The 21,786-nt window shown below is 73.5% G+C and carries 17 protein-coding genes; 11 read left to right on the top strand and 6 right to left on the bottom strand.

The features are described 5' to 3' along the window. Window positions 1-191: 191 nt before the first annotated feature. Genes ACXET9_RS08125 through ACXET9_RS08115 form a run of 3 tightly spaced genes read right to left on the bottom strand, consistent with a single transcriptional unit; the run spans window position 192 to window position 2,923 of the window. A complete protein-coding gene (locus ACXET9_RS08125; protein ID WP_457886018.1) occupies window positions 192-995 on the bottom strand; it encodes a class I SAM-dependent methyltransferase in 804 nt (267 codons plus the stop codon). Window positions 996-999: 4 nt separating this feature from the next. Continuing rightward, window positions 1,000-1,347: a cupin gene (locus tag ACXET9_RS08120; RefSeq protein ID WP_457886017.1), complete on the bottom strand. Its 348-nt coding sequence runs from the start codon at window positions 1,345-1,347 to the stop codon at window positions 1,000-1,002. 49 nt (window positions 1,348-1,396) lie between these two features. After that, window positions 1,397-2,923, bottom strand: a complete 1,527-nt coding sequence (locus ACXET9_RS08115; protein ID WP_457886279.1) for a UDP-glucose dehydrogenase family protein — start codon at window positions 2,921-2,923, stop codon at window positions 1,397-1,399. Window positions 2,924-3,141: 218 nt separating this feature from the next. Here ACXET9_RS08115 and ACXET9_RS08110 point away from each other — a divergent pair, with 218 nt between their 5' ends. Further along, window positions 3,142-3,864: a DsbA family oxidoreductase gene (locus tag ACXET9_RS08110; protein WP_457886016.1), complete on the top strand. Its 723-nt coding sequence runs from the start codon at window positions 3,142-3,144 to the stop codon at window positions 3,862-3,864. 26 nt (window positions 3,865-3,890) lie between these two features. On the opposite strand, the gene ACXET9_RS08105 is transcribed toward ACXET9_RS08110, so the two are convergent. Beyond that, window positions 3,891-4,853, bottom strand: a complete 963-nt coding sequence (locus ACXET9_RS08105) for a VOC family protein (protein WP_457886014.1) — start codon at window positions 4,851-4,853, stop codon at window positions 3,891-3,893. A gap of 474 nt (window positions 4,854-5,327) precedes the next feature. On the opposite strand from ACXET9_RS08105, the gene ACXET9_RS08100 reads away from it, so the two are divergent. From ACXET9_RS08100 to ACXET9_RS08055, 10 genes are all read left to right on the top strand, one after another. Beyond that, window positions 5,328-5,723 carry a hypothetical protein gene (locus ACXET9_RS08100; RefSeq protein ID WP_457886013.1) on the top strand — a complete coding sequence of 132 codons (396 nt, stop codon included), beginning with the start codon at window positions 5,328-5,330 and terminating at the stop codon, window positions 5,721-5,723. A gap of 72 nt (window positions 5,724-5,795) precedes the next feature. Continuing rightward, complete coding sequence (locus ACXET9_RS08095; RefSeq protein WP_457886012.1) at window positions 5,796-6,590, top strand: hypothetical protein; 795 nt, start codon at window positions 5,796-5,798, stop codon at window positions 6,588-6,590. Next, complete coding sequence (locus tag ACXET9_RS08090; RefSeq protein WP_457886011.1) at window positions 6,587-8,065, top strand: hypothetical protein; 1,479 nt, start codon at window positions 6,587-6,589, stop codon at window positions 8,063-8,065. Before ACXET9_RS08095 ends, ACXET9_RS08090 begins: the two co-directional genes overlap by 4 nt. Next, window positions 8,052-8,690 carry an ABC transporter ATP-binding protein gene (locus ACXET9_RS08085; protein ID WP_457886010.1) on the top strand — a complete coding sequence of 213 codons (639 nt, stop codon included), beginning with the start codon at window positions 8,052-8,054 and terminating at the stop codon, window positions 8,688-8,690. Before ACXET9_RS08090 ends, ACXET9_RS08085 begins: the two co-directional genes overlap by 14 nt. 130 nt (window positions 8,691-8,820) lie before the next feature. Next, window positions 8,821-9,918, top strand: coding sequence for a LacI family DNA-binding transcriptional regulator (locus ACXET9_RS08080; protein WP_457886009.1), 1,098 nt, complete (start codon window positions 8,821-8,823; stop codon window positions 9,916-9,918). Between the two features lie 142 nt (window positions 9,919-10,060). Continuing rightward, window positions 10,061-11,815 (top strand): ABC transporter substrate-binding protein, encoded by a 1,755-nt coding sequence (locus tag ACXET9_RS08075; protein ID WP_457886008.1) that lies wholly within the window; start codon window positions 10,061-10,063, stop codon window positions 11,813-11,815. Window positions 11,816-11,822: 7 nt separating this feature from the next. Further along, on the top strand, window positions 11,823-12,803 hold the full coding sequence (locus ACXET9_RS08070; protein WP_457886006.1) for an ABC transporter permease: 981 nt from the start codon (window positions 11,823-11,825) through the stop codon (window positions 12,801-12,803). Beyond that, on the top strand, window positions 12,800-13,816 hold the full coding sequence (locus ACXET9_RS08065; RefSeq protein ID WP_457886004.1) for an ABC transporter permease subunit: 1,017 nt from the start codon (window positions 12,800-12,802) through the stop codon (window positions 13,814-13,816). Before ACXET9_RS08070 ends, ACXET9_RS08065 begins: the two co-directional genes overlap by 4 nt. Further along, a complete protein-coding gene (locus ACXET9_RS08060; RefSeq protein WP_457886002.1) occupies window positions 13,813-15,510 on the top strand; it encodes an ABC transporter ATP-binding protein in 1,698 nt (565 codons plus the stop codon). The genes ACXET9_RS08065 and ACXET9_RS08060 overlap by 4 nt, the downstream gene beginning before the upstream one ends. Window positions 15,511-15,594: 84 nt before the next feature. Beyond that, window positions 15,595-16,782, top strand: coding sequence for a glycoside hydrolase family 1 protein (locus ACXET9_RS08055; protein ID WP_457886001.1), 1,188 nt, complete (start codon window positions 15,595-15,597; stop codon window positions 16,780-16,782). Between the two features lie 20 nt (window positions 16,783-16,802). Here ACXET9_RS08055 and ACXET9_RS08050 read toward each other — a convergent pair whose 3' ends face one another. Beyond that, window positions 16,803-20,285 carry a DUF7824 domain-containing protein gene (locus ACXET9_RS08050; RefSeq protein ID WP_457886000.1) on the bottom strand — a complete coding sequence of 1,161 codons (3,483 nt, stop codon included), beginning with the start codon at window positions 20,283-20,285 and terminating at the stop codon, window positions 16,803-16,805. Beyond that, window positions 20,282-21,742, bottom strand: coding sequence for an SWIM zinc finger family protein (locus ACXET9_RS08045; RefSeq protein ID WP_457885999.1), 1,461 nt, complete (start codon window positions 21,740-21,742; stop codon window positions 20,282-20,284). Before ACXET9_RS08045 ends, ACXET9_RS08050 begins: the two co-directional genes overlap by 4 nt. Between the last annotated feature and the right edge of the window lie 44 nt (window positions 21,743-21,786).

Raw genomic sequence — 21,786 nt, 5'->3', positions numbered from 1 at the left:
GGAAGACCCGCTGGGTGAGGCCACCGAGGGAGAGACGCGGTCGGAAAATGTCGAGCCGGTGGATCTACGTCGCGGTCGCGATCTCCACGGGGGCGATGCCCTGTCAGGGGCCAGATTCCGCATGGTGTCTGCGTTGACCAGCGAACTCAGGGCTGCGACCCGCGCGGCCGGTGGAGCCGACGAGCCTGCCGTCAGCCGCGCTTGACGGCGACGATCGCGACGCCGGCGAGGCGGCGGCGGTGGGCGGTGAACACGCGGCGCATCCGCAGCACGCGGTCGCGGGCCTCGGTGTCGCGCGCGAGGTTGCGGGCGAAGCGGACGGCGCCGGCGAGGCCCTCGTCGGCGATGATCCGGCGCGGCTGCAGCAGCGCCATCGGGGCCTGCGCGACATGCTCGACCTGCAGGTCGTGCTGCGCCAGCAGGGCGGACCATTCAGCGATCGTCAGCGGCCGCGCATTCACCCGGATCGTGCGCGCGAGCGCGCCGCGGATCTCCTCCTTGGTGCCGTCGGCCAGATGATCGGGCACGAGGGCGAGCTCGTGGATGGCATAGCGTCCGCCGGGCCGCAGCACCCGCGCGGCCTCGGCGACGATCGCGGCCTTCGCCCGCTCCCCCTGCATCGTCAGCATCGCCTCGCCGAGCACGACGTCGGCGCTCCCATCGGGCAGGCCCGTATCCGCGGCGTCGGCCTGGCGGACGGTCCCGCGCTCGCCGACGACCCGCTGGACGAGGCGGACCGCGTCGGCGTCCTGCTCGATGCCGACGTAGCCTGCGGGACGGGCCCGCATGATGTCCGCGGCGGTGCGGCCGAGCCCGGGCGCGAGCTCGACGACGTCGGAGCCGCGGAGGTCGGCGGCGCGCAGCATCGCCCGCGTCATCGCGCGACCCCCGGGCCGCAGCACCCGCTTGCCGAGGCGGGCGAGCAGCCAGTGCCCCTGCATCGTCGTCGCGCTGCGCCCGTCCTGCGGGAGGTGCGCGACGGTGTCGGCGCTCATGGCCTCAGCCGTTCTCGCGAGCGGCGGTGATGAGGACCAGCGTGTCCTCGGTCGCGACCAGCGCATGATCCCGCTGCGGGATCACCACGTGCTGGCCGGCGGCGAGATCCCAGCTGTCCTCGCCGGCGAGGAGCCGGGCGGAGCCCTCGATGACCTGGAGCATCGCCTCCCCGGGGTTCTCGTGCTCGTCGAGCATGCGGCCCTCGCGGAGGAACAGCAGCATCTGGATGAGCCGGGCGTCCTCGGAGCCGTGGAAGGTGTGCATGGCGCGGCCGTCGGCCCCGAGCGTCGCCCGCTCGCGGAGCCCGTCCCCGATCGCGCTCAGAGTGGTGACGGTGCTGTCGTGGCTCATACGCCCTCCTCGGCGATCCCCTGCGCGGCCCGGACGACCGCGCACGGGATCAATTCTGCAACGAGGACATCGCAGAATGCTCGAGGCTTTGGTCCCGGCGGGCCGCGGCCGGGGCGTCGGCGACCTCCGCGGCGACCGTCTCCGCGGCGGCGCCGCTCGGGCGGATGCCGCGGCCGAGCGCGCGCAGCTCCCAGCCGGCGCGGGCCCAGCGGACCGGGTCCAGGACGCCGCGGCCGTCGATCATCCGCGGGGCGGCGACCAGCGTCGCAGCCTCCGCCGGATCGAGGTCGCGGTACTCGCGCCACTCGGTGAGCAGGATCGTCAGCTCGGCGCCGGCGAGCGCCTCGGAGACGTCCTCCCCCGCCTGCAGGTTCGCGACGGCCCGACGGGCGGCCTGCGCCGCGACCGGGTCGGCGACGACGACGTCGGCCCCCGCGGACATGAGCCGCGCGGCCACGGCGAGCGCCGGGGAGTCCCGCACGTCGTCGCTGTCGGGCTTGAAGGCGGCGCCGAGCAGGGCGATCCGTCGCCCGGCGAGGTCGCCGAGCATCTCGCGGGCGAGCTCGACGACGCGGACCCGGCGGCGCTCGTTCACGGAGTCCACCTCCCGCAGCATCGCCAGGGAGCGGCCGACGCCGAGGTCCTCGGCGCGGGCCATGAACGCGCGGACGTCCTTGGGCAGGCAGCCGCCGCCGAAGCCGACGCCGGCGCGCAGGAAGTCCCGGCCGATGCGGGGGTCGAGGCCGATCGCGCGGGACACGTCGGCGATGTCGGCGCCGGCGGCCTCGCACACCTCGGAGACCGCGTTGATGAAGGAGATCTTGGTGGCGAGGAAGGCGTTGGCGGAGACCTTCACCAGCTCGGCCGCCTCCCATCCCATGATCAGGCGCGGGGCGCCCTCGGCGAGGATCGGCGCATACACCGCGTCGAGCATGCGCACGGCGGCGTCGGACGCGGGGTCCGAGGCGGACGCGGCGCCGGAGCCGGACTCGGCGTCGGGCTCTGCGTCGGACGCGGCGCCGGCGAGGCTCTCGTCGGGGAGCCCGTAGACGAGGCGGTCCGGGTGCAGGGTGTCCTCCACCGCGCGGCCCTCGCGCAGGAACTCGGGGTTCCACAGCAGGCGCACTCCGGGCACCTGCTCGAGGCGCGCGGCGAGCTCGCGGGCGGTGCCGACGGGGACCGTCGACTTGCCGACGACGAGCACCGGCGCGTCGGCCCGGTCGCCGCCGGCCGCGCGGCGCGCGAGGAGCGCGGCGGCGAGGGCGTCGATCGCGGAGCGGACCTGGCGGAGGTCGGCGCCGAAGCCGTCCTCCCGCTGCGGGGTGCCGAGGGCGAGGAAGTGGACGTCGGCGTCGGCGATCTCGTCGACGGAGGTGGTGAAGCGCAGGCGCCCCGCATCGAGGCCCCGGCCCAGGAGCTCCTCGAAGCCGGGTTCGTGGAAGGGCGCGCGGCCGGCCGCGAGGGCCGCGATCCGGGCGGCGTCGACGTCGAGGCCGACGACGTCGTGGCCGATCTCCGCCATGCTCGCTGCGTGCACCGCGCCGAGATAGCCGACCCCGATCACCGAGATCCTCATGCCGCCGTCCTCGGCCGTGCTCATGCCCACGTCCTCGACCATGCCTGCTGCGCTCGCTGCGCCTTCTGCACCGTTCATGGACCCACGCTCGCGCACCGGTGTGGCCGACGGGTGACCGGACGATGGAGGCCGGGGAAGGGGTCGATGAGCGCTCGGCTCCCGGCCGCCGCGGAGGCGCCGCAGAGGAGCCGCGGAGGCGCGCGGAGTACGGTGCGGACATGAGCGATGCGACCGACCTGCCCGTCGAGGCCTCCCCTGCGGGCGAGCCCCTGTTCACGATCGACGTCTGGACGGACGTGGTCTGCCCCTGGTGCTACATCGGGGAGGCCCGTCTGCACGATGCGCTCGCCGCCGAGGGCCTCACCGACAGGGTCCGCGTCCGCGCGCACTCCTTCGAGCTGGACCCGACGGCCCCCGTCGGCGCCGGACGGTCGAACGTCGACCATCTGGTCGAGGCGAAGGGCATCCCCGCGGAGCAGGTGCGCGAGATGGAGGCGCAGATCGGGCAGATGGCGGCCGAGCTCGGCCGCGGCTTCGTCGCCGAGCGCCCGATGGCGAGCACCCGCGCCGTCCACCGCACGATGCAGGCCGTCGGCGCCGAGCTCGGCTCCGACGCGGCCACGCAGTTCTTCCTGTCCCTGCAGCGCGACTACTTCACGGGCACGGCCGACCCCTTCGACGCGGACACCGTGATCGCGCGCGCCGTCGCCGCGGGCCTCCCCGAGGACACCGCGCGGGCCGCCCACGAGGGCACCGGCGAGGTCGGCGCTGCGAGCGAGCAGGCGGTCTCCGCCGAGGTCGGCGAGGCCGCGCAGATGGGTGCCCGCGGCGTCCCCTTCTTCCTGTTCGACGACCGCTACACCGCGCCCGGAGCCCTCCCCCTGGAGACCTTCCGCCAGGCGCTGCGGCAGATCGCCGACGAGGCCGGCGCGCGGGGCTGAGCCGCGCGGCCGGCCCTCGCGCCGCCTCAGCGGGCGAGGAGCTCCTCGGTCCCGGTGCCGGGGAGGCTGAGCGTCACCGGGGTGCCCCACGGGTCGCTGACGCGCACGGAGCGGCCGTCGTCGGCGTGCTCGATCCCTGCGCTGCGGAGGCGGCCGACGAGCGCGTCGAGGTCCTCGCGGGCGGGCAGGGTGATGGCGACGTCGGCGAGGCCGAGGCTGGTCGCACGGGGTCCGGCGCCGCGGCTGTTCCACGAGTTCATCGCGACGTGGTGGTGGTAGCCGCCGGCGGCGGCGAACAGCGCGCCCGGATGGGAGCCGACGGTCGTCTCGAAGCCGAGGGCGTCGATGTAGAAGGCGCGGGCGGCGGCCACGTCGCCGACCTGCAGGTGCACGTGGCCGACGATGCCGGGGCGCAGACCGGGATCCGCGGACACCTCCTCCGTCAGATGCTCGGAGAGGTAGGCGTTCGGGTCCAGGTAGAGGGTGTCCATGGCGACCTGGCCGTCGACCCAGGTCCAGGTGTCGCGGGGACGGTCGCGGTACAGCTCGATGCCGTTGCCCTCGGGGTCGGTGAAGTAGAACGCCTCGGAGACGAGGTGGTCGCCGGTGCCGGCGAAGCGCGAGCGCGGATCCTGGGCGGCGCGCAGCACGGTGCCGGCGAGCGCGGCCTCGTCCTCGAAGAGGAAGGCGGTGTGGAACAGGCCGGCCTGGCGGGGGTCGACGGCAGGCAGTCCGGGCGTGGCGACGAGCCGCACGAAGGGGATGCCGCCGCGGCCGAGGACGCGGTGGACCTCGCCGTTCGCGCGGGCCCGCTCCTCGATCGGCGCGAGCGCCAGCGCGTTCTCGTAGTAGGAGCTCATGAGCTCGAGGTCGCCGACGCGCAGGGTGACGGCGTCCATGGCGAGGCGGTCGGAGAGGTGCTGGCCGTCGACCGCGGGGCGGGCGTCGGCGCCGGGGACGACAGGGGAAGCGGGTGCGGTCGAAGTCATGGCGGGCGTCCTTCCAGGAGGTCTGCGGATGCCCCCATCATGCGCCCTTCTGATCCAACTTTCAACCACTTGGGGTGAGGGGTGTGCGCAGAGGCACCACCGCCGTCGGTGCGGCGCGACCCGAGCACCTCGGGGCGAGACCTTCTCAGGAACCAGCGAAGGGCGACGGATCGGATCCGTCGCCCTTCGTGTCTCCGGGTCCGCTCTCCCCTGCCGACCCGTCGATGCCGCCGCCGCGGCGAAGCTCTTGCGAGCCCTCCTCGGAGCGATGGCTCCACCGTACGGGCGCCTAGGGGTGCCCCGAGGGACCAAGGGCCCGATCTACATGCACACGAGCGTCGTCGTCCGGACCGCCAACTACCAGCAGGCAGCGCATCTCGCCATTCGAGACACCACCCCCCCTTATCCATTTATGTCACTCTGCGCCAGACGTAAGTTCCCGCTTACGTTTCACAACTCGAGAGGGCAACAATCATGAAGATCCCTGGAACCAAGCTCATCGCGAGCGTCATGCTCGGACTGGTCATGTGCGGCGGAATGGGTGCCGCCTACGCTGGAACCAGCTACAAATCCTTCAGCACCACAGTTCCCCGCATCAATGGAAGTGGATACACCTCATATCAGACCAAGTCCATATCGAATGCCAATGTTCAGATTCTGAGTCTGACGGTCGGAGGGGACCACGTCGTTGACGCCCGGGTCCAGGGGCCCTACTTCGGAAGTTCGTCATGGAAGCGGAACTTGGGTGACGGAAAGAACATCAATTTCACCAACAAGTTCAAGAAGGGTGAGTCCGTCCGCCTCCAGTTCAGCAATGACCTTCTGACACTCCAGGAACTCCAGGTCGAGGGGAAGTGGCGAAGCCAGTAATCTATCGCGCATCGCCAACAGGTCGGAACGGCAGGCGCCGTTCCGACCCTCCTCTCCGGAAAGCTCCTCGCCGTGACCCTCGCATCACCCCTCACCGCATCGCCCCGGCCGCGGATCCGCGACCCGCTCTCCCCCACGCGCTCGCCCGCCTGGTGGATGCTCGTCGTCATCGTCCTCCTGCTGCCTCTGGCGACCGCAGTGAAGACGGCCAGCAACAGCGAGGTCCCCGGGCCGCTGACGCTCTTCTCGTTCGGCTTCCTGCTGCCGTCCGCTCTGGGGCCTCTCCTCGCCGCCCTGCTCTATGTGGCGCCGTTCTCCGGCCAGGTCGCCGACGGCTGGCTGCTCTACACGCGCACGCGCCGCTCTCCGCGGGAGACCCTCCGTCGGCATGCGCTGCGGAGCGCCCTGATCCCGGCCGCGGTGCTCACCGGCGGCACTCTCCTGCTCGGGGTCTACGCCTTCGTGCTGGGGCCGTTCGGGCTCGACGGAGGTCGGCCCGGCGACGCCGAGGTCGCGATGTTCACGCAGCTCACAGCGATCAGCACGCCTCTGTACGTCATCGTCTTCGCGCTCTGGCAGGGGCTCTGGGCCGCCGTCTTCTCGCTGATGAGCTTCCTCATCCTCCTGCTCACCGGGCGTCGGGCGCTCGCGCTCTCGCTCCCCCTGATCGGGATCTTCGCCGACAACGTGGCGATGGAGTTCTCGGGCAACGCCCTGCTCAGGGCGGTCTCCTCGATCGATCCCTTCAGCGTCGTGCAGGCGCCGATCTGGACGGCCGCCGTCCCGCTCCTCTGGTGGCTGGCCGCTCTCGCCGCGCTGGCCGGTCTCCTCCGCTGGCGCGGTCAGGAGATCCCGGTCTTCCGATGAGCCCCGCCTCCCTCTATCTGACCTGGTACCGGCTCCTCTACGGCGTCGTCGTCATGCTCCTGGCGCTGCGGTCGACGAGCGGGCTCGTCGACCGCAGCGCAGAGAACGGCCAGCTCCCGAGCGCCCCGGAGGCCGTCCTCGAGGTCATCCAGGACCCCTACATCGTGGTCGTCTTCAGCGTGTCCTTCTGGGTGATCCGGGCGGGCCTGACGCTGTCGACTGCCGCCGATCCGATCGTCCTGCTGCGGCACGGCTCCCGCGCACGCTGGCTGCTGATGCAGTGCGTCGATGCCGCCCGCGAGGCCGCGAGCCTCGTCGCGATCCTCCTGGTCGCCGGCATCGCCAGCTCCGCGGGCCTGCCCTGGACAGGACGGTGGACGATTGCCGCCGCCGAGGACGTCCTCGGCCAACTGCTGCCGCTCTGGGCGGTCAGCGGCGTGCCGCCCCTGCTCGCGATCCTCCTGCAGCTCGTGCTCACGCTGTGCGGGCTCCTCGCGATCTTCGCCGGCATCGCGCTCGCGACCCTGCTCGCGACCCGGCATCGGCCGATCGTGCTCGTGGTCGCCTGCCTGCTCGGGCTGACGATCCCCCTGCTGCTGTTCAAGATCCCCTCGGCGGGGGCGCAGTCCCTCATCACCCTCATCGCCGGGCATCCGGTCGGATGGCCGGCGAGCCCGATCCTGGTCCTCTGCCTGCTGATCGCTGCGACCGTCGGGGCGGCACGGATCGTCGACGCGCACCCGACCCCGCCGTCGGCCCGCCTCCGGCCCGTCCTGGCCTACTCGGCGCTGTGCATCGTGCTGCTGGTGCTCAGCGCCCTCTCCTCCGAGGCCGCGAGCTTCTCCGAACTGGTCCGCGAGACGTTCTACGGGGCCTCCGGCGAGTCCTTCTCGCTGACGCGGTACCTGCTGTACACGCTGGTCTTCCTCGGCCCGGGGTACCTGGCGGTGCTGTCGCTGGAGACGGACAGCCTGCCGCGGATAGGCCTGATCGCCGTGCGGCACGGACGGATCTCGCCGTGGCTGCGAACCATCCTCCTGCGGAACCTGCTCGTCGCGGCGGTCGTTGTCGCAGCGCTGCTGACCCTGCTCGCGCTGCTCGCCGTCGTCGGCGGGCGCACCCTCTCCGTCGAGGATCCCCCGATGCTCTGGCACCAGTTCGCCCTCCACGGCGTGCTGCAGATCTACATCACGACGACCCTGGCCGTGCTGGTCGTCCTGCTGACCGGGTCGGAGGTCGCCGGACTGATCGCCCTGCTGATCCTCGCCGTGCTCGGCCTCCCGATGCTCACCCACGGATTCGCCCCCTCCGGCGGGAGCATGCTCGGGCTGCTCGACACGGCCGGCTACACCCCCGCCCGCGGCACCGCGATCCTCGCCGCCTCCTCCCTCGCCCTCACCCTGCTCGGCCTCGCCGTCACCACGCTCCGCGCTCCCCAGCGCCTGATCACCGGGAGACCCCATGCCCGTCATTGAACTCACCGACGTCTCCAAGAGCTACGGAGGGATCGAGCTGTTCAGCGGCGTCGACCTCGCCATCGAGGAGGGCCGCAGCTACGGGATCCGCGGCCCGAACGGCTCGGGGAAGTCGGTCCTGTTCCGGCTGCTGTGCGGCTTCGTGCACCCCGACCACGGGACGGCGCGGATCGACCCGCGCTTCCTCGGCCCGCTCGACGCCTTCCCGAAGGACTTCGGCATCCTCATCGACCGCCCCGGCTACATCGCGAGCCGCAGCGGCCTCGACAACCTGCTGGCGCTCGCGCGCATCCGCGGGCTCGTCGGGCCCGAAGAGGTCCGCGCCGCGATGGTCGAACTCGGCCTCGACCCCGACAACCGCACCCGCGTGGGCCGGTACTCGCTGGGCATGAAGCAGAAGCTCTCCCTCGCCCAAGCGACGATGGAGGGGCAGCGCGTGCTGCTGCTCGACGAACCCTTCAACGCCCTGGACCGCTCGTCGGCCGCCCTCGTCCGCGAGAAGCTCGCGGCGCACCGCGAGGCCGGCGGCACCCTGATCCTGACCAGCCACGACGATGACGACCTGAGCCTGCTCGCCGACGAGATCCACGAGATCGACGGCGGGCGCCTCGAGCGGGCCGAATAGGCGGGCGGCGTCGGGACGGCGCGGCCGGGCCGACGACGGACGGTCTCCGCCGTCGGGTACGGTGCGGGGGCCCGCCCGTCGGCCTCGACGAGCCCGCGCAACGTCCCACCCGCCCGACGAGAGGCCAGGCGTGTCCACCAGGAAGCAGCCGACCGTCTACGACGTCGCCCGCGAGGCCGACGTCTCCATCGCGACCGTCTCCCGCGTGCTCCGGCAGCCGGAGAAGGTCAGCGCCGCGACCCGCGCCCGGGTCCTCGAGGCCGTCTCGGCGCTCGGGTACGTGCCCAATGCGAGCGCGCGCGGCCTCGCCGGCCGGCGCACGGGCGTGCTGGGCCTGCTGATCCCCGGCCATGACATCCCCTCGGACAGCCGTCGCGCTCCCGCGGAGGCCGGCGAGGTCGTCTTCCTCGACGACCGCGACGACGGCAGCTCCGAGCAGTACGCCGCCCGCTACTTCGAGCAGCTGCTGCGCGGCGCCGAGGCCGCGGCCTGGCGCTCGGGCTTCGCCCTGCTGGTCGCCGCCGGCACGAGCGTGAGCCGCGACGTCGTCCTCCACGACCTCGCCGGGCGGGTCGACGGCCTCGCGGTCGTCTCCCGCACGATCCCCGACGACCTGCTCGCGCAGGCCGCGGCCCGGATCCCGCTGGTCGAGGTCGCCGGACGCTCCGACGACGACGCCCCCGCCGACTCGATCGGCGTGGACAACCGCGGCGGTATGTCGGCGCTCGTGCGGCACGTGCTCGCGGTCAAGCCGCCCGGCCCCCTGCTCTACCTCGAGGGCCCGCCGACCTCGCCCGACGCCGCCGGCCGCGACCGCGGCTTCCACGACGCGATCGCCGGCTCCGCCGAGCCCTGGGACGCGGTGCTCGCGGACTTCACCTGGCGGGGCGGCCATCGCGCGGTCCGCGCCCATCTGGCCGGCGCCTCCGGGCGTCCGCCCGCGGCGGTCGTCGGCGCGAACGACCAGAGCGCGCTGGGCGCCCTCGCGGCGCTCCGCGAGGCGGGCGTGCGCGTGCCCGAGGACTGCGTGGTCACGGGCTTCGACGGCATCGACGAGAGCCGGCACTCCTCCCCGCCGCTGACCACGGTGCGCCAGCCCATGATCGACCTCGGCATCCAGGCCGTGGACCTGCTGCTGCGGCGCATCGGCGAGCCCGACGCGGAGGCCGTGCATCGTCGGCTCCCGGTGGACGTGCTGCTGCGCGCCAGCTGCGGACCAGCCGCCTGAGGCGCCCGCCCGTCTTCCGCCCGAGCGACCTGGGGGCTTGCGCGGGAGAATGTAAGCGCATACAGTCACACCGCACGGCCACCGGGGAGAGCGACCTCCCGCGGCGAGCCGGTCCCGTACGACGGCGTGAGGACGAACTTCCGTGGCACCCACCCCACCGCTGCCCCCGAGGGGGCGCACCCCGCATCCGCGGCCCAGCGCGCCGCGGCCGGCGCAGCACGACCCGCGCCCGGCGCAGCGCAGCCTGCGACCGAGCCGACGCACCCTGCTCGCGGGCGGCTCGCTCGGCGCCGCCGGGCTGCTCGCCTCCGGCTGCTCCCTGCAGATCCGCAGCGTGCCCGACCCGACCATCGGCGCGGACACCATGCTCATCGCCGGCGACAAGGGCACGCCCACCTTCACGGCGAACTTCAACCCGTTCCAGCCGAGCCCCCGCACGGCCGCGACGATCATCTACGAGCCCCTGATCTGGATCAACCCGCTCGACGGCAGCCTCGTCCCGTGGCTCGCCGAGAGCTGGGAGCAGCCGGACCCGCAGCAGATCGTCATGACCCTCCGCGAGGGCGCAACCTGGCACGACGGCACCGATCTGACGGCCGACGACGTCGCCTACACGTTCCGGATGCTGAAGGACTTCCCGGCGAACGACACCGCCGGGGTGTGGGGCCGTCTGGAGTCCGTGGAGACCGAGGGCTCGACCCTGACCTTCACGCTGCAGGGCCCCGACTCCCCCGCCGTCTCGACGATCGGCAAGACCGTGATCGTGCCCGAGCACATCTGGTCGACGATCGAGGACCCCTCCACCTGGCGCAACGAGGAGCCCATCGGCTCCGGCCCGTACACGCTGGGCAGCTTCACCTCCCTGCAGTACGCGCTCGACCGCTACCCCGGCTACTGGCAGGCCGACGCGATCGACGTCGAGCACCTGGTCTACCCGGCGGCGAGCGAGCAGCTCGACCTCGTCACCAAGGGCTACGACTGGGCGTACGCGTACATGAGCGACGTCGAGGGCACCTGGATGGCCGCCAACGACCACAACCGCTTCTGGTTCCCGCCGGGCGGCATCATCGGCCTGCACCCCAACCACGACGTCGCGCCCTTCGACGACGTCCATGTCCGCCGCGGGCTCGCGCTCGCGATCGACGGCGGCCAGGTCGGCGAGGTCGCCGCCGAGGGCTACATGGACGAGGCCAGCCAGTCCGGTCTGCTCCTGCCCAACCAGGAGGACCTGCTGAACCCCGACCTGCCGGACCGCGGCATGATCGCCCGCGACACCGACGCCGCGATCGAGTCCTTCGAGAAGGCCGGCTTCACCTACGACGGCACCACGATGCGCACGCCCGACGGCGAGCCCTTCACCTTCGCGATCTCCACCGCCAACGGCTACACCGACTGGCTGCGGGCGGTGCAGGAGGTCCAGCGCGAGCTCGCCGAGATCGGCATCGAGGTCACCATCGATGCGCCGCAGCCCGCCGCCTACGAGGCCAACCTCTCCAGCGGCGACTACACCGTCGCCGTCGGCTCCTCCAACGGGTCCGACGCCTTCGAGGGATTCTCGAACCTGCTCTCCGGCGAGTACTACGCGCCGATCGGCGAGACCAGCCAGAACAACCGGATCCGGTATCGCAACGACGAGGTCGACGAGCTGATCGCGACCTACCGCGGCAGCGTCGACGAGGACGAGCAGACGCAGATCCTCCAGCGCCTGCAGGAGATCTTCCACGACGACGTGCCGATCGTGGCCATGTACTACGGCGGCCTCTGGGGCCTGTACAACGACGGCCGGTTCACCGGCTGGCCCACCGAGGACGACCCCTACGCACCCCTGCAGACCTACGGGTCCTCCCCGCTGCGGGTCCTGACCCGGGTGCGCCGCGTCGCCCAGGAAGGCGAGTGAGAGCCCGATGAAGTACGTCCTCCAGCGACTGGGATGGTTCGCGCTCACCCTGTGGGCCGCCGTCACCATCAACTTCCTGCTGCCGCGCCTCATGCCGGGCTCCCCGGCCGACGCCGCCCTCGCGAAGCTCGCGCAGAACGGGCCCGTCACCGAGGAGACCCGTCGGGCCGTCGAGGCCCAGCTCGGCGTCCCCGACGGCAGCATCCTCCAGCAGTACGCCGACTACCTCCGCCAGGTCGTCTCCCTCGACTTCGGCGTCTCCTACGCCTTCTACCCCGAGCCCGTCGCGGGCCTCGTCGCCCAGGCCCTCCCCTACACGCTGATCCTGGTGGGGTTGGTGACGATCGCCGCGTTCATCATCGGCACCCTGCTCGGCGTCCTCGCCGCCTGGAAGCGCGGCACCTGGCTGGACGCCCTGCCGACCGTCGGCGGCAGCTTCCTGGGGACCTTCCCCTACTTCTGGACCGCCCTGCTGCTGCTGTTCTTCCTGGGCTACGTCGGGCACCTGTTCCCCACCTTCGGCGCCTACTCGGCGACCACGGTCCCAGGCCTGAACTGGGCATTCATCAAGGATGCCCTCTACCACGCGGCCCTCCCGGCGGCGACGATGCTGATCACCTCCCTGGGCGGCTGGATCATCGGCATGCGCAACGCGATGATCACGACCCTCGGCGAGGACCACGTGACCTTCGCGGAGGCCAACGGCATCTCCGGGCGCACCGTCGCCCTGCAGTACGCGGCCCGCAACGCGATCCTCCCGAACCTCACCGGCTTCGGCATGGCGCTCGGCGGCGTGGTCGGCGGCTCGGTGCTGGTCGAGCAGGTCTTCGGCTATCCGGGGATCGGCTTCCTCCTGTTCAACGCGGTCACCGGCCAGGACTACCCGCTGATGCAGGCGATCTTCCTGATGATCACCGTCAGCGTCCTGATCGCGAACCTGCTGGTGGACATCATGTACGGCATTCTCGACCCGAGGACGAGGCGATGAGCGCACCCCAGAACCCGACCGCATCCGGCGCCCCCGCGCCCGACCCGAGCGACCCGACCGGCCCGACCGGCTCGACCGGCCCCGCAGACGCGACCGGCGCATCGGACGCGACCGGCGCACCCGGCCCGTCGGCCCCGCGCCGGCATCCGGCCCTCGCGGGCCTGCTCGGCGGGCTGCGCACGGTGTGGGGCAACCGCAAGGCGCGCATCGGCCTGATCGTGCTCGGCGTCTTCGTCGTCATCGCGATCGCCGCGCCCGTCCTCGCGCCCTACGATCCGACGTCGAACGCCTTCGACCGCAACCTCGACGCCTCCCCCCAGCACTGGCTGGGGACGACCGCGGCCGGCGAGGACGTGCTCAGCCAGCTGCTGCACGGCGCCCGGATCTCGCTGGTCGTCGGCTTCCTGGCCGGCGGCATCGCGACCGTCATCTCCGTCGTCGTGGGCCTGACCTGGGGCTATCTGCGCGGCATCGCCGCCGACATCATCAACTTCATCGTCAACATGTTCCTGGTGATCCCGGGTCTGCCGCTGATGATCGTGGTCGCCACGTATCTCAGCAACGGCGGGATCTCGGTGATCATCGCGGTCATCGCGATCACCGGCTGGGCCTGGGGCGCGCGCGTCCTGCGCAGCCAGACCCGGACCCTGCGCGGCAGCGACTTCGTCGAGTCCGCCCGGTTCTCCGGCGAGCGGGCGCCGCGGATCATCTTCCGCGAGATCCTCCCGAACATGACCTCCCTGATCACCGGGAGCTTCTTCGGGGCCGCCACCTCCGCGATCCTCGCCGAGGCGGGCCTGGAGTACCTGGGCCTGGGCGATTCCACCGTCATCAGCTGGGGCACGATGATCTATTGGGCGCAGAACTCGAACGCCCTGCTCACGGGCCAGTGGGCGCTGCTGTTCGCGCCCGGCCTGTGCATCGCCCTGCTGGCGACCTCGCTGACCCTCATCAACTTCGGCGTCGACGGGATCTCCAACCCCCGTCTGCGGGAAGGGAGCACCGGGCGATGAGCACCGCTGCGATCACCACCTCCGAGTCCCCCACCGCGGCCGACGGCCCGCTCCTGAGCGTCCGCGACCTCTCCGTCGTCTACGAGCCCGTCGGCGCCCCTCCCACCCATGCGGTCAAGGAGGTGTCCTTCGACGTCGCGCCCGGCGAGTTCATCGGCCTGGTCGGCGAGTCCGGCTCCGGCAAGTCGACCCTCGGCTTCGCGCTCACCGCGCTCGCGAAGGCCCCCGCCCGCATCGAGGGCGGCCAGGTCCTCTTCGACGGCGTCGACATCGCCCACATGCCCGCCGAGACCCTGCGCACCCAGCGCCGCGGCGGCTTCGCGATGGTCCTGCAGTCCGGGATGAACGCGCTGAACCCCGTGCGCACCGTCCGCAAGCACTTCCACGACATCTTCCGCGCGCACCGCCACGTGCCCGCCGCCCATCGCGACGCCCGCGCCGAGGAGCTCGTGGGGAAGGTGTCCCTCGGCCCCGAGGTCCTGGACCGCTACCCCTTCGAGCTCTCCGGCGGCATGCGCCAGCGCGTGACGATCGCGCTCGCGCTCTCCCTCGAGCCCCGCCTCATGGTGTTCGACGAGCCGACGACCGCGCTCGACGTGCTCGTCCAGCACGCCGTCATGGACACCATCCGCGAGCTCCAGGCGAGCGAGGGCTTCACGGCGATCCTCATCAGCCACGACCTGGGCGTCGTGCTCGAGTCCGCGCACCGCGTGCTCGTCATGCACGACGGCCGCGTGGTCGAGGACGCCCCCAGCGCCGACATCCTCCGCCGCCCGCAGCACGCCTACACGCAGATGCTGCTGAGCCACTTCGCCGACCCCCGCGACGAGCACGTCTCGCTGCCCGGGCTCGAGGCGCCGAGCGCGCCGCCGGCCGGTTCGTCGACTCGCTCGTCCGACGGGCCGGAGCTGCGGCTCGAGGGCGTGACCAAGCTGTTCGCCCCGCCGCGGCGGAAGGCCGCGCCCGTGCTCGCCGTCGACGACGTCAGCTTCACCCTCGCCCCCGGCGGCGCGACCGCGCTCGTCGGCCAGTCCGGCAGCGGGAAGTCGACCCTCGCGAAGCTGATCACCGGCGTCGAGCGGCCGACCTCGGGGACGATCCGCCTGGGCGACGTGTCCGTCGGCGACCTGCGACGCCAGGGACTGCGGGATCTGCGCAGGACCGTGCAGATGGTCTTCCAGGACCCGTATGCGGCGCTGAACCCGCTGAACACCGTCGAGTACACGATCACCCGCGCGCTCGTGAACCTCACGGACCTGCGCGGGGACGCCCTGCGCCGGCGCATGCTCGAGCTGCTGGAGACGGTGGGCCTCACGCCCGTCGAGCAGTTCGCCGCGAAGCTGCCCCATCAGCTCTCTGGCGGCCAGCGCCAGCGGGTCGTCATCGCCCGCGCCCTCGCCGCGGACCCGCAGGTGATCATCGCCGACGAGCCCGTCTCGATGCTCGACGTGTCGCTGCGGGCCGGCGTGCTCTCGCTCCTGCGGGACCTGCGCGAGCGCACCGGCATGTCGCTCCTCTACATCACGCACGACCTGCTCAGCGCCCGCCTCGTCACCGACGACATCCTCGTCCTGCACGACGGCCGGGTCGTCGAGCAGGGGCCGACGGCGCAGGTCATGCGCCATCCCCGCGACGAGTACACGATCCGCCTGCTCGAGGCGATCCCCCGCCCCGGGCGCGTGCACGGGCTCTGAGCCCGCCGCGCCCCGATCCCGGCGGTGGGACCGGCCCGACCGGGCCCGCCGCCTCCCCGACCCGACCTCTGCGACAGGAGACCCATGTCCACCCTGCGATTCCCCGACGGCTTCCTCTGGGGCGCCGCGACCGCCGCCCACCAGATCGAGGGCAACAACATCAACTCGAACTGGTGGGAGATGGAGCATCGGCCCGACTCCCCCGTCGTCGAGCCCAGCGGCGACGCCGCCGACAGCTACCACCGCTTCGAGGAGGACATCCGGATCCTCGCGGAGCTGGGGATGAACTCCTACCGCTTCAGCATCGAGTGGGCCCGCATCGAGCCCGAGCGAGGGTTCGTCTCCCGCGCCGAGCTCGCCCACTACCGGCGGATGATCGACGCCTGCCTCGCGCACGGCGTCGAGCCGATCGTCACGCTCATGCACTTCACGGTCCCCCGCTGGTTCGAGCGCGACGGCTTCTGGCGGGCCGACGACGCCGCCGAGCTCTTCGCCCGGTACACCGAGACCGTGCTGCCGATCCTCGACGACGTCCGCTACGTGTGCACGATCAACGAGCCGAACATCGCCGCGATGCTCGCCGGCGGCGAGAAGGCCGAGAACCTCGTCGCCCACGGCCTCGCCTTCCCCGACCTCCACGTCGCCGACCAGCTCCTCGCCTCCCACAAGGCCTCCCGCGAGGTCCTCTCGGCGCGGCCGGAGATCCTCTCCGGCTGGACGATCGCCACGCAGGCCTTCCACGCGACCGACGAGGAGGGCAGCGCCGAGAAGCTCCACGAGTACGGCTACCCGCGCGACTTCTGGTACCTCGAGAACTCCGCGGGCGACGACTTCCTCGGCGTCCAGGCGTACACCCGCACCTTCATCGGCCCCGAGGGCCCGCTGCCCGTCGCCGACGGCGTCGAGACCACCCTCACCGGCTGGGAGTTCTTCCCCGAGGCCGCCGAGCTGGGACTGCGCAGCGCCTGGGAGCTCAGCGGCGGCGTGCCCCTGATGGTCACCGAGAACGGCATCGCCACCGCCGACGACACCCGCCGCCGCGCCTACGTCCAGGGCTCCCTCGAGGGCATCCACCGGGCCATGGCCGACGGCATCGACGTGCGCGGCTTCCAGTACTGGTCCCTGCTGGACAACTACGAATGGGCCAGCGGCTTCCGCCCCACCTTCGGCCTGCTCGCCTGGGACCCCGAGACCTTCGAGCGCCAGGTCAAGCCCAGCGCCCGCTGGTACGGCGAGGTCGCACGGAGCGGGGAGCTCGAGAGCGAGGGCTGAGCCGTCCGTGCCCGACGACGTCAGGCGCGGGCGGCGCGCGCGGCGAGGGCCCTGGCCTTGACCAGCGCCGCCTGCTTCCCGGGACGGGAGGCGAGGGCATCGAGGCCGGGGAACCGGAACCCTGCCGCCTCGGCGGGGATCTCGCCGCGCCGGGCGGCCTCCTTGAGGATCGGAGCGGCGATCGTCGCGACGTCGAGGACGCGGGAGAGCCAGCGCGGGAGGGTGCCGTCGACCGCGGACGCCGCGGCGATGGACTCGGTGAGGACCGGCCACATCACGGGCAGGGTGCGCGGGTTCTTCTCGATGATCCGCACCATCCGCGCGGGGCTCGCGTCGCCCGCGGGCGGCAGCGCCGAGGACAGCAGGGCGCGCACGCCGACGGCCATGCCGCGCCACGACAGCAGGCCCTTGGCGAGGAGGCTGCCGACCAGGTGCTCGGTGCCGATGCCGTCGGCGCCGTCATGGCAGAGCATGGCCAGGACCACCGCGTGCATGCTCGTGGTCAGCGGGCCGTCCTCCGCGGCCCGCGCGAAGCGCTCGAGCCGCTCCCCGTCCCAGGCGAGGCTGACACCCCGCGACTCCCCCGCGCCGCGGCCGTAGGCCACGGGCGCCTTCTCCTCCTCGCCGCGCTCGAAGGCATGGCACTGGCCCCGATGCTCGAGGTCGTAGCCCCAGCCGTGCAGCACGCGGAAGACCCGCCCCGGATGCTGCGGCAGACGGATGTCGACGGTGAGCATCTTCGTCGGCGCGTCCGGCTCGGCCCACTGCGCGGTCAGGACCGCGGCGTCCTCGACCGCCTCATCACCGCCGGTGCCCTCCGGCCAGATCTCCTCGTAGCCGAGGCCGCCGAGCATCGGCGGCTCCGGGGCGGAGGCTGCGGCGTCGGCGTCGGCCGGGGTCGGTGCGCCGGCTCCCGATGCATCGGCGCCTGATGCACCGTCGGCCGACGGCGGCTCCGGGAGCAGGGCGACGGCCTCGCGGGCGACGGTCACGGCGCGCGAGGAGCCGCGGCGGGCGGCGAGGGCGCGCAGCCCCGGGACGGCCAGGATCTCCGCGGGCCGGAGGCCGGTGCCGGCACCGTCGTCGGCCGCGGCGAGCGCGGCGGCGGGGGCGAGCTCGAGCATCGCCTCGGCGACGTCGGCGGTGCCCGCGAGCAGGCGGGTGCCGGCGAGGGAGCGGACCAGGAGGCCGTCGAGCAGCGGCCACAGCACGGGGGCGAGGCCGTCGTCGGCGAGCTCGAGGGCGATGCGGGCGAAGGCGGCGAGGTCCTGGTCGCCGAGGGCCGCGGCGTCGGCGACGCCGGGACGCAGCAGACCGCGCCGGTGGGCCTCGATCGCGCCGAGCATCGCGTCCTCGGCCGCGCGGGGATGGAGGTGCCGCAGGGATCCGAGGAGGAGGGCGGCGCCGACGGGTCCGAGCGGGCGGGCGCGCCGGGCGGCCGCCCGCAGGACCTCCCCGCGCTCGGCGTCGGGATAGTTCGAGAGCCCCGCGCTGACCGCGTCGTCCCAGGTCGGGTGGACGGTCGGCCGGTACCAGCGCTCGTAGGCGGCGCATCCGAAGCGTGCGGGGAGCTCCGCGAACGCCGGGGAGGGGACGAGATCCTCCGCCCGCGGCAGCCCGTCCTCCCCGCGACCGGTCGCCGGTTCGCGCAGGGGCTCGCGCAGGTAGGCGGCAGCGATCGCACCCGCGCTGGGGCCGCGCACGACCTCCTTCAGGTGGTGGAGGAGGGTCGGCACCTCGAGCGCCTCGAAGGCGGCGATCCGCTGGGCGAGGCGGTCGGCCGACGCCGCCGGGTCGCCGAGGTCGGGATCGTCGCGGTCGGGGCGGGCGAGGTCGAGGCGGGCGAGGGCGAGCTGGAGGTCGGGGTCGTCGACCGCGAGGCCGGCATCGCGGTAGACGGCGAGGCGGGCGAGGAGGTCCTCGACGTCGATGCTCATGTCCTCGCGCGAGGGCGTGGACAGCAGCAGCGGGAGCTCGCCGATGCGCGCGAGCAGGGCGATCTCCCGCATCCACAGCACGTCGTCGGGCCGGACCGGCGGGGGCAGGATCGTCGGCAGGTTGCCCTCGTCCCAGCCCTCGGCGCAGCGGAGGCCGCCGACCCAGCGCTGGTGCACGCCCCGCACGGCGGTCCGCGCGAGGTCGAGGTCGCGGTGGGCGAGCGCGACGAGCAGCGCGAGGAAGCGCTCGGACTCGATGCTGACGACGCTCTCGGGCGTGGCCATGAGCACCGCCGCCGACTGCGCGACCGACTCGACGTCGGCCTCGCCCGGCACGAAGCGCGGCACCTCCCAGACCTCGGGCGTCGGCTCCCAGGCGCCGCGGACGGCCGCGGGCGCGGCAGGCGCAGCGGGCGCGGCGAGGACCGAGGTCGCCTCCTCCGCCTCCGCGGCGAGGCCGTCGAGGATCGTCTGCGCGATGCGGGAGAGCTGGCGGTCGCGGTCGGCCGCGAGGGGCGCGACCGCCTCGGCGACGACGGCCGCGGCCTCGGCGGGGATCTCCCGGGCGGCGAGCGCCCGCAGCACCGCCAGACGCGCCTTCTTACCCTTGACCAGCAGGGATATGGTCGTGAACTCCATCAGCCGGTCGGCGTCGGCCCCGGGGACGAGCCGCGGGACCAGGCCCTCGACGAGGAAGGGGTCGAGGGCGGCGAGGGGCCCGGCGAGGGCGTCGGCGAGCTCGCCCAGCTCCTCGTCGGTCGCCGCGAGCGGGCCCGCGAGGATCCCCCACCAGACCTTCCGGTCCCCGGGCCGCTGGGCGGTGTCGAGGGCCGCGACGACGATCGGCAGGGCCTCCTCGCGCGCGATCCACCCGGCCTCGATGCCGCCGGCCGCGGCCTCGCCGAAGGAGGCCGTCGCGGGCATGGCGAGCTCCGCACCGGTGCGCAGATGCTCGACGAAGCGGGGTCGCAGCACCTCGGCGTCGATCCTCTCGCGCTCGGGGAAGACCTCGGCGGGCCGGCCCAGGGCCGCGGCGGCGAAGGCCGCCCAGTCCTTGAGGTACTCGATCGACTCGGGGACCTCGAGGTCGAGGGCGTGCAGCGCGCGCACCGCGGCCCCCGCATGCACCGAGCTCGCGTGCACCCAGGGACGACGGGTCGAGGTGCAGGCCGCGGCGATGAAGCCGCGGGCGAAGGCCTCGCCGCGCTCGACGACGATCGCGGCCTGGACGCTGTCGGGCAGGATCCGGACCGACGGCATCACCTCGGCGGCGCGACGGGCGCCGACCCCCGCCCGGATGGCGAAGACGCCCAGCAGATGCCGGTCCACGGGGACGGTGCTGCGCAGGCCGTACATGCGCTCGCCGAGCGCCGCCCTCTCGGTCCAGTCGCCCCGGGAGAGACCGGCGACGGCGGTGCGCCGCTGCTCGGGGGTCCCCAGCGGCAGCTCGAGGACCTGCTCGAGCCGGGCGTCGGCCCAGCCGAGCTCGTGGAACACGGTGATCGCGGTGGTCTGCGCGGGATCGAGCGGGGGCAGCGGCGCGTCGACGGGGACGGGCTCGGTCATGACGGGTCCTCTCCGGCCGCGAGGCGCGCGGCGAGCAGGTGGGCGCAGGGGCCGCGGCCGGTGCCGTGGCGCAGGAACCAGGTGCAGGTGCAGGACGCCGGGTCGAGGCGGACCCGATGGTCGGCGTCCCGTCCGGCGGGATCGGGCGTGCGGACCAGCCAGCGGGAACCGGCGTCGGGGCCGGCGGCGGGGCTGGCGGAGTCTCCCGCCTCGGCCCGGCGGACGGCGCCGGCTGCGACCAGCGCACGCGCGCGGACCAGGCGCGGGTTGTCCTTGGCGACGCGGTCGGGGTCCTCGGGCAGCTCGCGATGGAAGTGGGCGCCCTCGCGGACGTCCCAGCCCACGCGTCCGGAGGCGGCGAGCACGGCGAGCGCCCCGCGGACCCGCTCGGCGGACAGGGCCGACTCGCGAGAGAGCCGGCCGACGTCGATGACGGGCTCGAAGGCGAGCAGGGCCCCGACGAGGTCGGCGTCCTCGAGGACGGTCGTGCCGGCCAGGCCCGTCAGCAGCGAGCCCTCGCCGGAGTGCCCGCGCCCGGGATCGTCGGTCAGTCCCAGCAGCAGCCGCGCGCCCGGCAGGTCGATCTCGACGATCGCGGCCCCGCTCGCGGCCTGCTCTCCGCCGGCGGCCTGCTCTCCGCCGGCGGCCTGCTCTCCGCCGGCGGTCGCGCCGTCGGCCCGGGAGAGCCCGTCCCCGTAGACCGTCGCGCCGAGGACGTGCGGGAGCAGGCGCTTGAGCGCCGCGAGCCGGTGCAGGCCCGCGATCCGCACCGACGCCGACGAGGACCCCGCGGAGGGGCGGGCGGCGAGCCGGGCGCCGGCCCGCGTCGGCGTGAGCCAGCCGGAGGCTCCCGCCCCGCTCGCCGCCGGGACGGAGGCGAGCAGGCCGCGGGCCCCGGCGGCGTCGAGCGAGAAGGCGGGCGTGCAGGCGCGATGCAGCGCGGCGACGTTCCCGAGCGCACGCACCCAGCGGTCCGGCATCTCCACGGGCCGTTCGCGGGTCTGCGCCGCCGGGGTCGCCACGGCGAGGCCGTCGGTGCCGACGTCGAGGTGCAGCAGCTCGGCGCGGCCGACGGACGTGAGCGCCCGCCGGGTCGTCGGGCCGATGTCGACGTTGGTGGTGCCGCGGCCGATCTCGCCGCCGACGAGGCCGTCGGCCAGGAGGTCCAGCCGCGCGTAGACGCCGCTGCAGGCGGAGAAGCATTCGGCGCGCAGCCGGTCCCCGTGCGCGGAGAGCACCGGGTCGCGCATCGCCACGGGCGTGTGCTGGATGTAGCGGGTCGCGGTCACGTCGGCGAGGGCGAGCAGCCCCCGCGCGAGCACCTGCGGATGCGCCGAGAACCCATGGAAGAAGCTCGGTGCGGCCACGAGCCCCTCGGGCGCGAGCCCCGGGGCGAGGGAGAGCGCGAGGCCGTCGGCGTCGAGCAGGGACGGGGCGGCGAAGGTCCGGACGCTCATGCGGGGGAGCCTAACGACGGGGTGCGACCACGGGCAGGGCGATC

The organism is Brachybacterium netajii (SeqCode) (assembly GCF_054114245.1).
This window is presented reverse-complemented; position numbering and strand designations above follow the sequence as displayed.

Coding starts and splice junctions, on each gene's coding strand:
- ACXET9_RS08125 (WP_457886018.1), bottom strand. CDS start 995: ATGAGCGCCGACACCGTCGCGCACCTCCCGCAGGACGGGCGCAGCGCG.
- ACXET9_RS08120 (WP_457886017.1), bottom strand. CDS start 1,347: ATGAGCCACGACAGCACCGTCACCACTCTGAGCGCGATCGGGGACGGG.
- ACXET9_RS08115 (WP_457886279.1), bottom strand. CDS start 2,923: ATGAGGATCTCGGTGATCGGGGTCGGCTATCTCGGCGCGGTGCACGCA.
- ACXET9_RS08110 (WP_457886016.1), top strand. CDS start 3,142: ATGAGCGATGCGACCGACCTGCCCGTCGAGGCCTCCCCTGCGGGCGAG.
- ACXET9_RS08105 (WP_457886014.1), bottom strand. CDS start 4,853: ATGACTTCGACCGCACCCGCTTCCCCTGTCGTCCCCGGCGCCGACGCC.
- ACXET9_RS08100 (WP_457886013.1), top strand. CDS start 5,328: ATGAAGATCCCTGGAACCAAGCTCATCGCGAGCGTCATGCTCGGACTG.
- ACXET9_RS08090 (WP_457886011.1), top strand. CDS start 6,587: ATGAGCCCCGCCTCCCTCTATCTGACCTGGTACCGGCTCCTCTACGGC.
- ACXET9_RS08085 (WP_457886010.1), top strand. CDS start 8,052: ATGCCCGTCATTGAACTCACCGACGTCTCCAAGAGCTACGGAGGGATC.
- ACXET9_RS08070 (WP_457886006.1), top strand. CDS start 11,823: ATGAAGTACGTCCTCCAGCGACTGGGATGGTTCGCGCTCACCCTGTGG.
- ACXET9_RS08065 (WP_457886004.1), top strand. CDS start 12,800: ATGAGCGCACCCCAGAACCCGACCGCATCCGGCGCCCCCGCGCCCGAC.
- ACXET9_RS08060 (WP_457886002.1), top strand. CDS start 13,813: ATGAGCACCGCTGCGATCACCACCTCCGAGTCCCCCACCGCGGCCGAC.
- ACXET9_RS08055 (WP_457886001.1), top strand. CDS start 15,595: ATGTCCACCCTGCGATTCCCCGACGGCTTCCTCTGGGGCGCCGCGACC.
- ACXET9_RS08050 (WP_457886000.1), bottom strand. CDS start 20,285: ATGACCGAGCCCGTCCCCGTCGACGCGCCGCTGCCCCCGCTCGATCCC.
- ACXET9_RS08045 (WP_457885999.1), bottom strand. CDS start 21,742: ATGAGCGTCCGGACCTTCGCCGCCCCGTCCCTGCTCGACGCCGACGGC.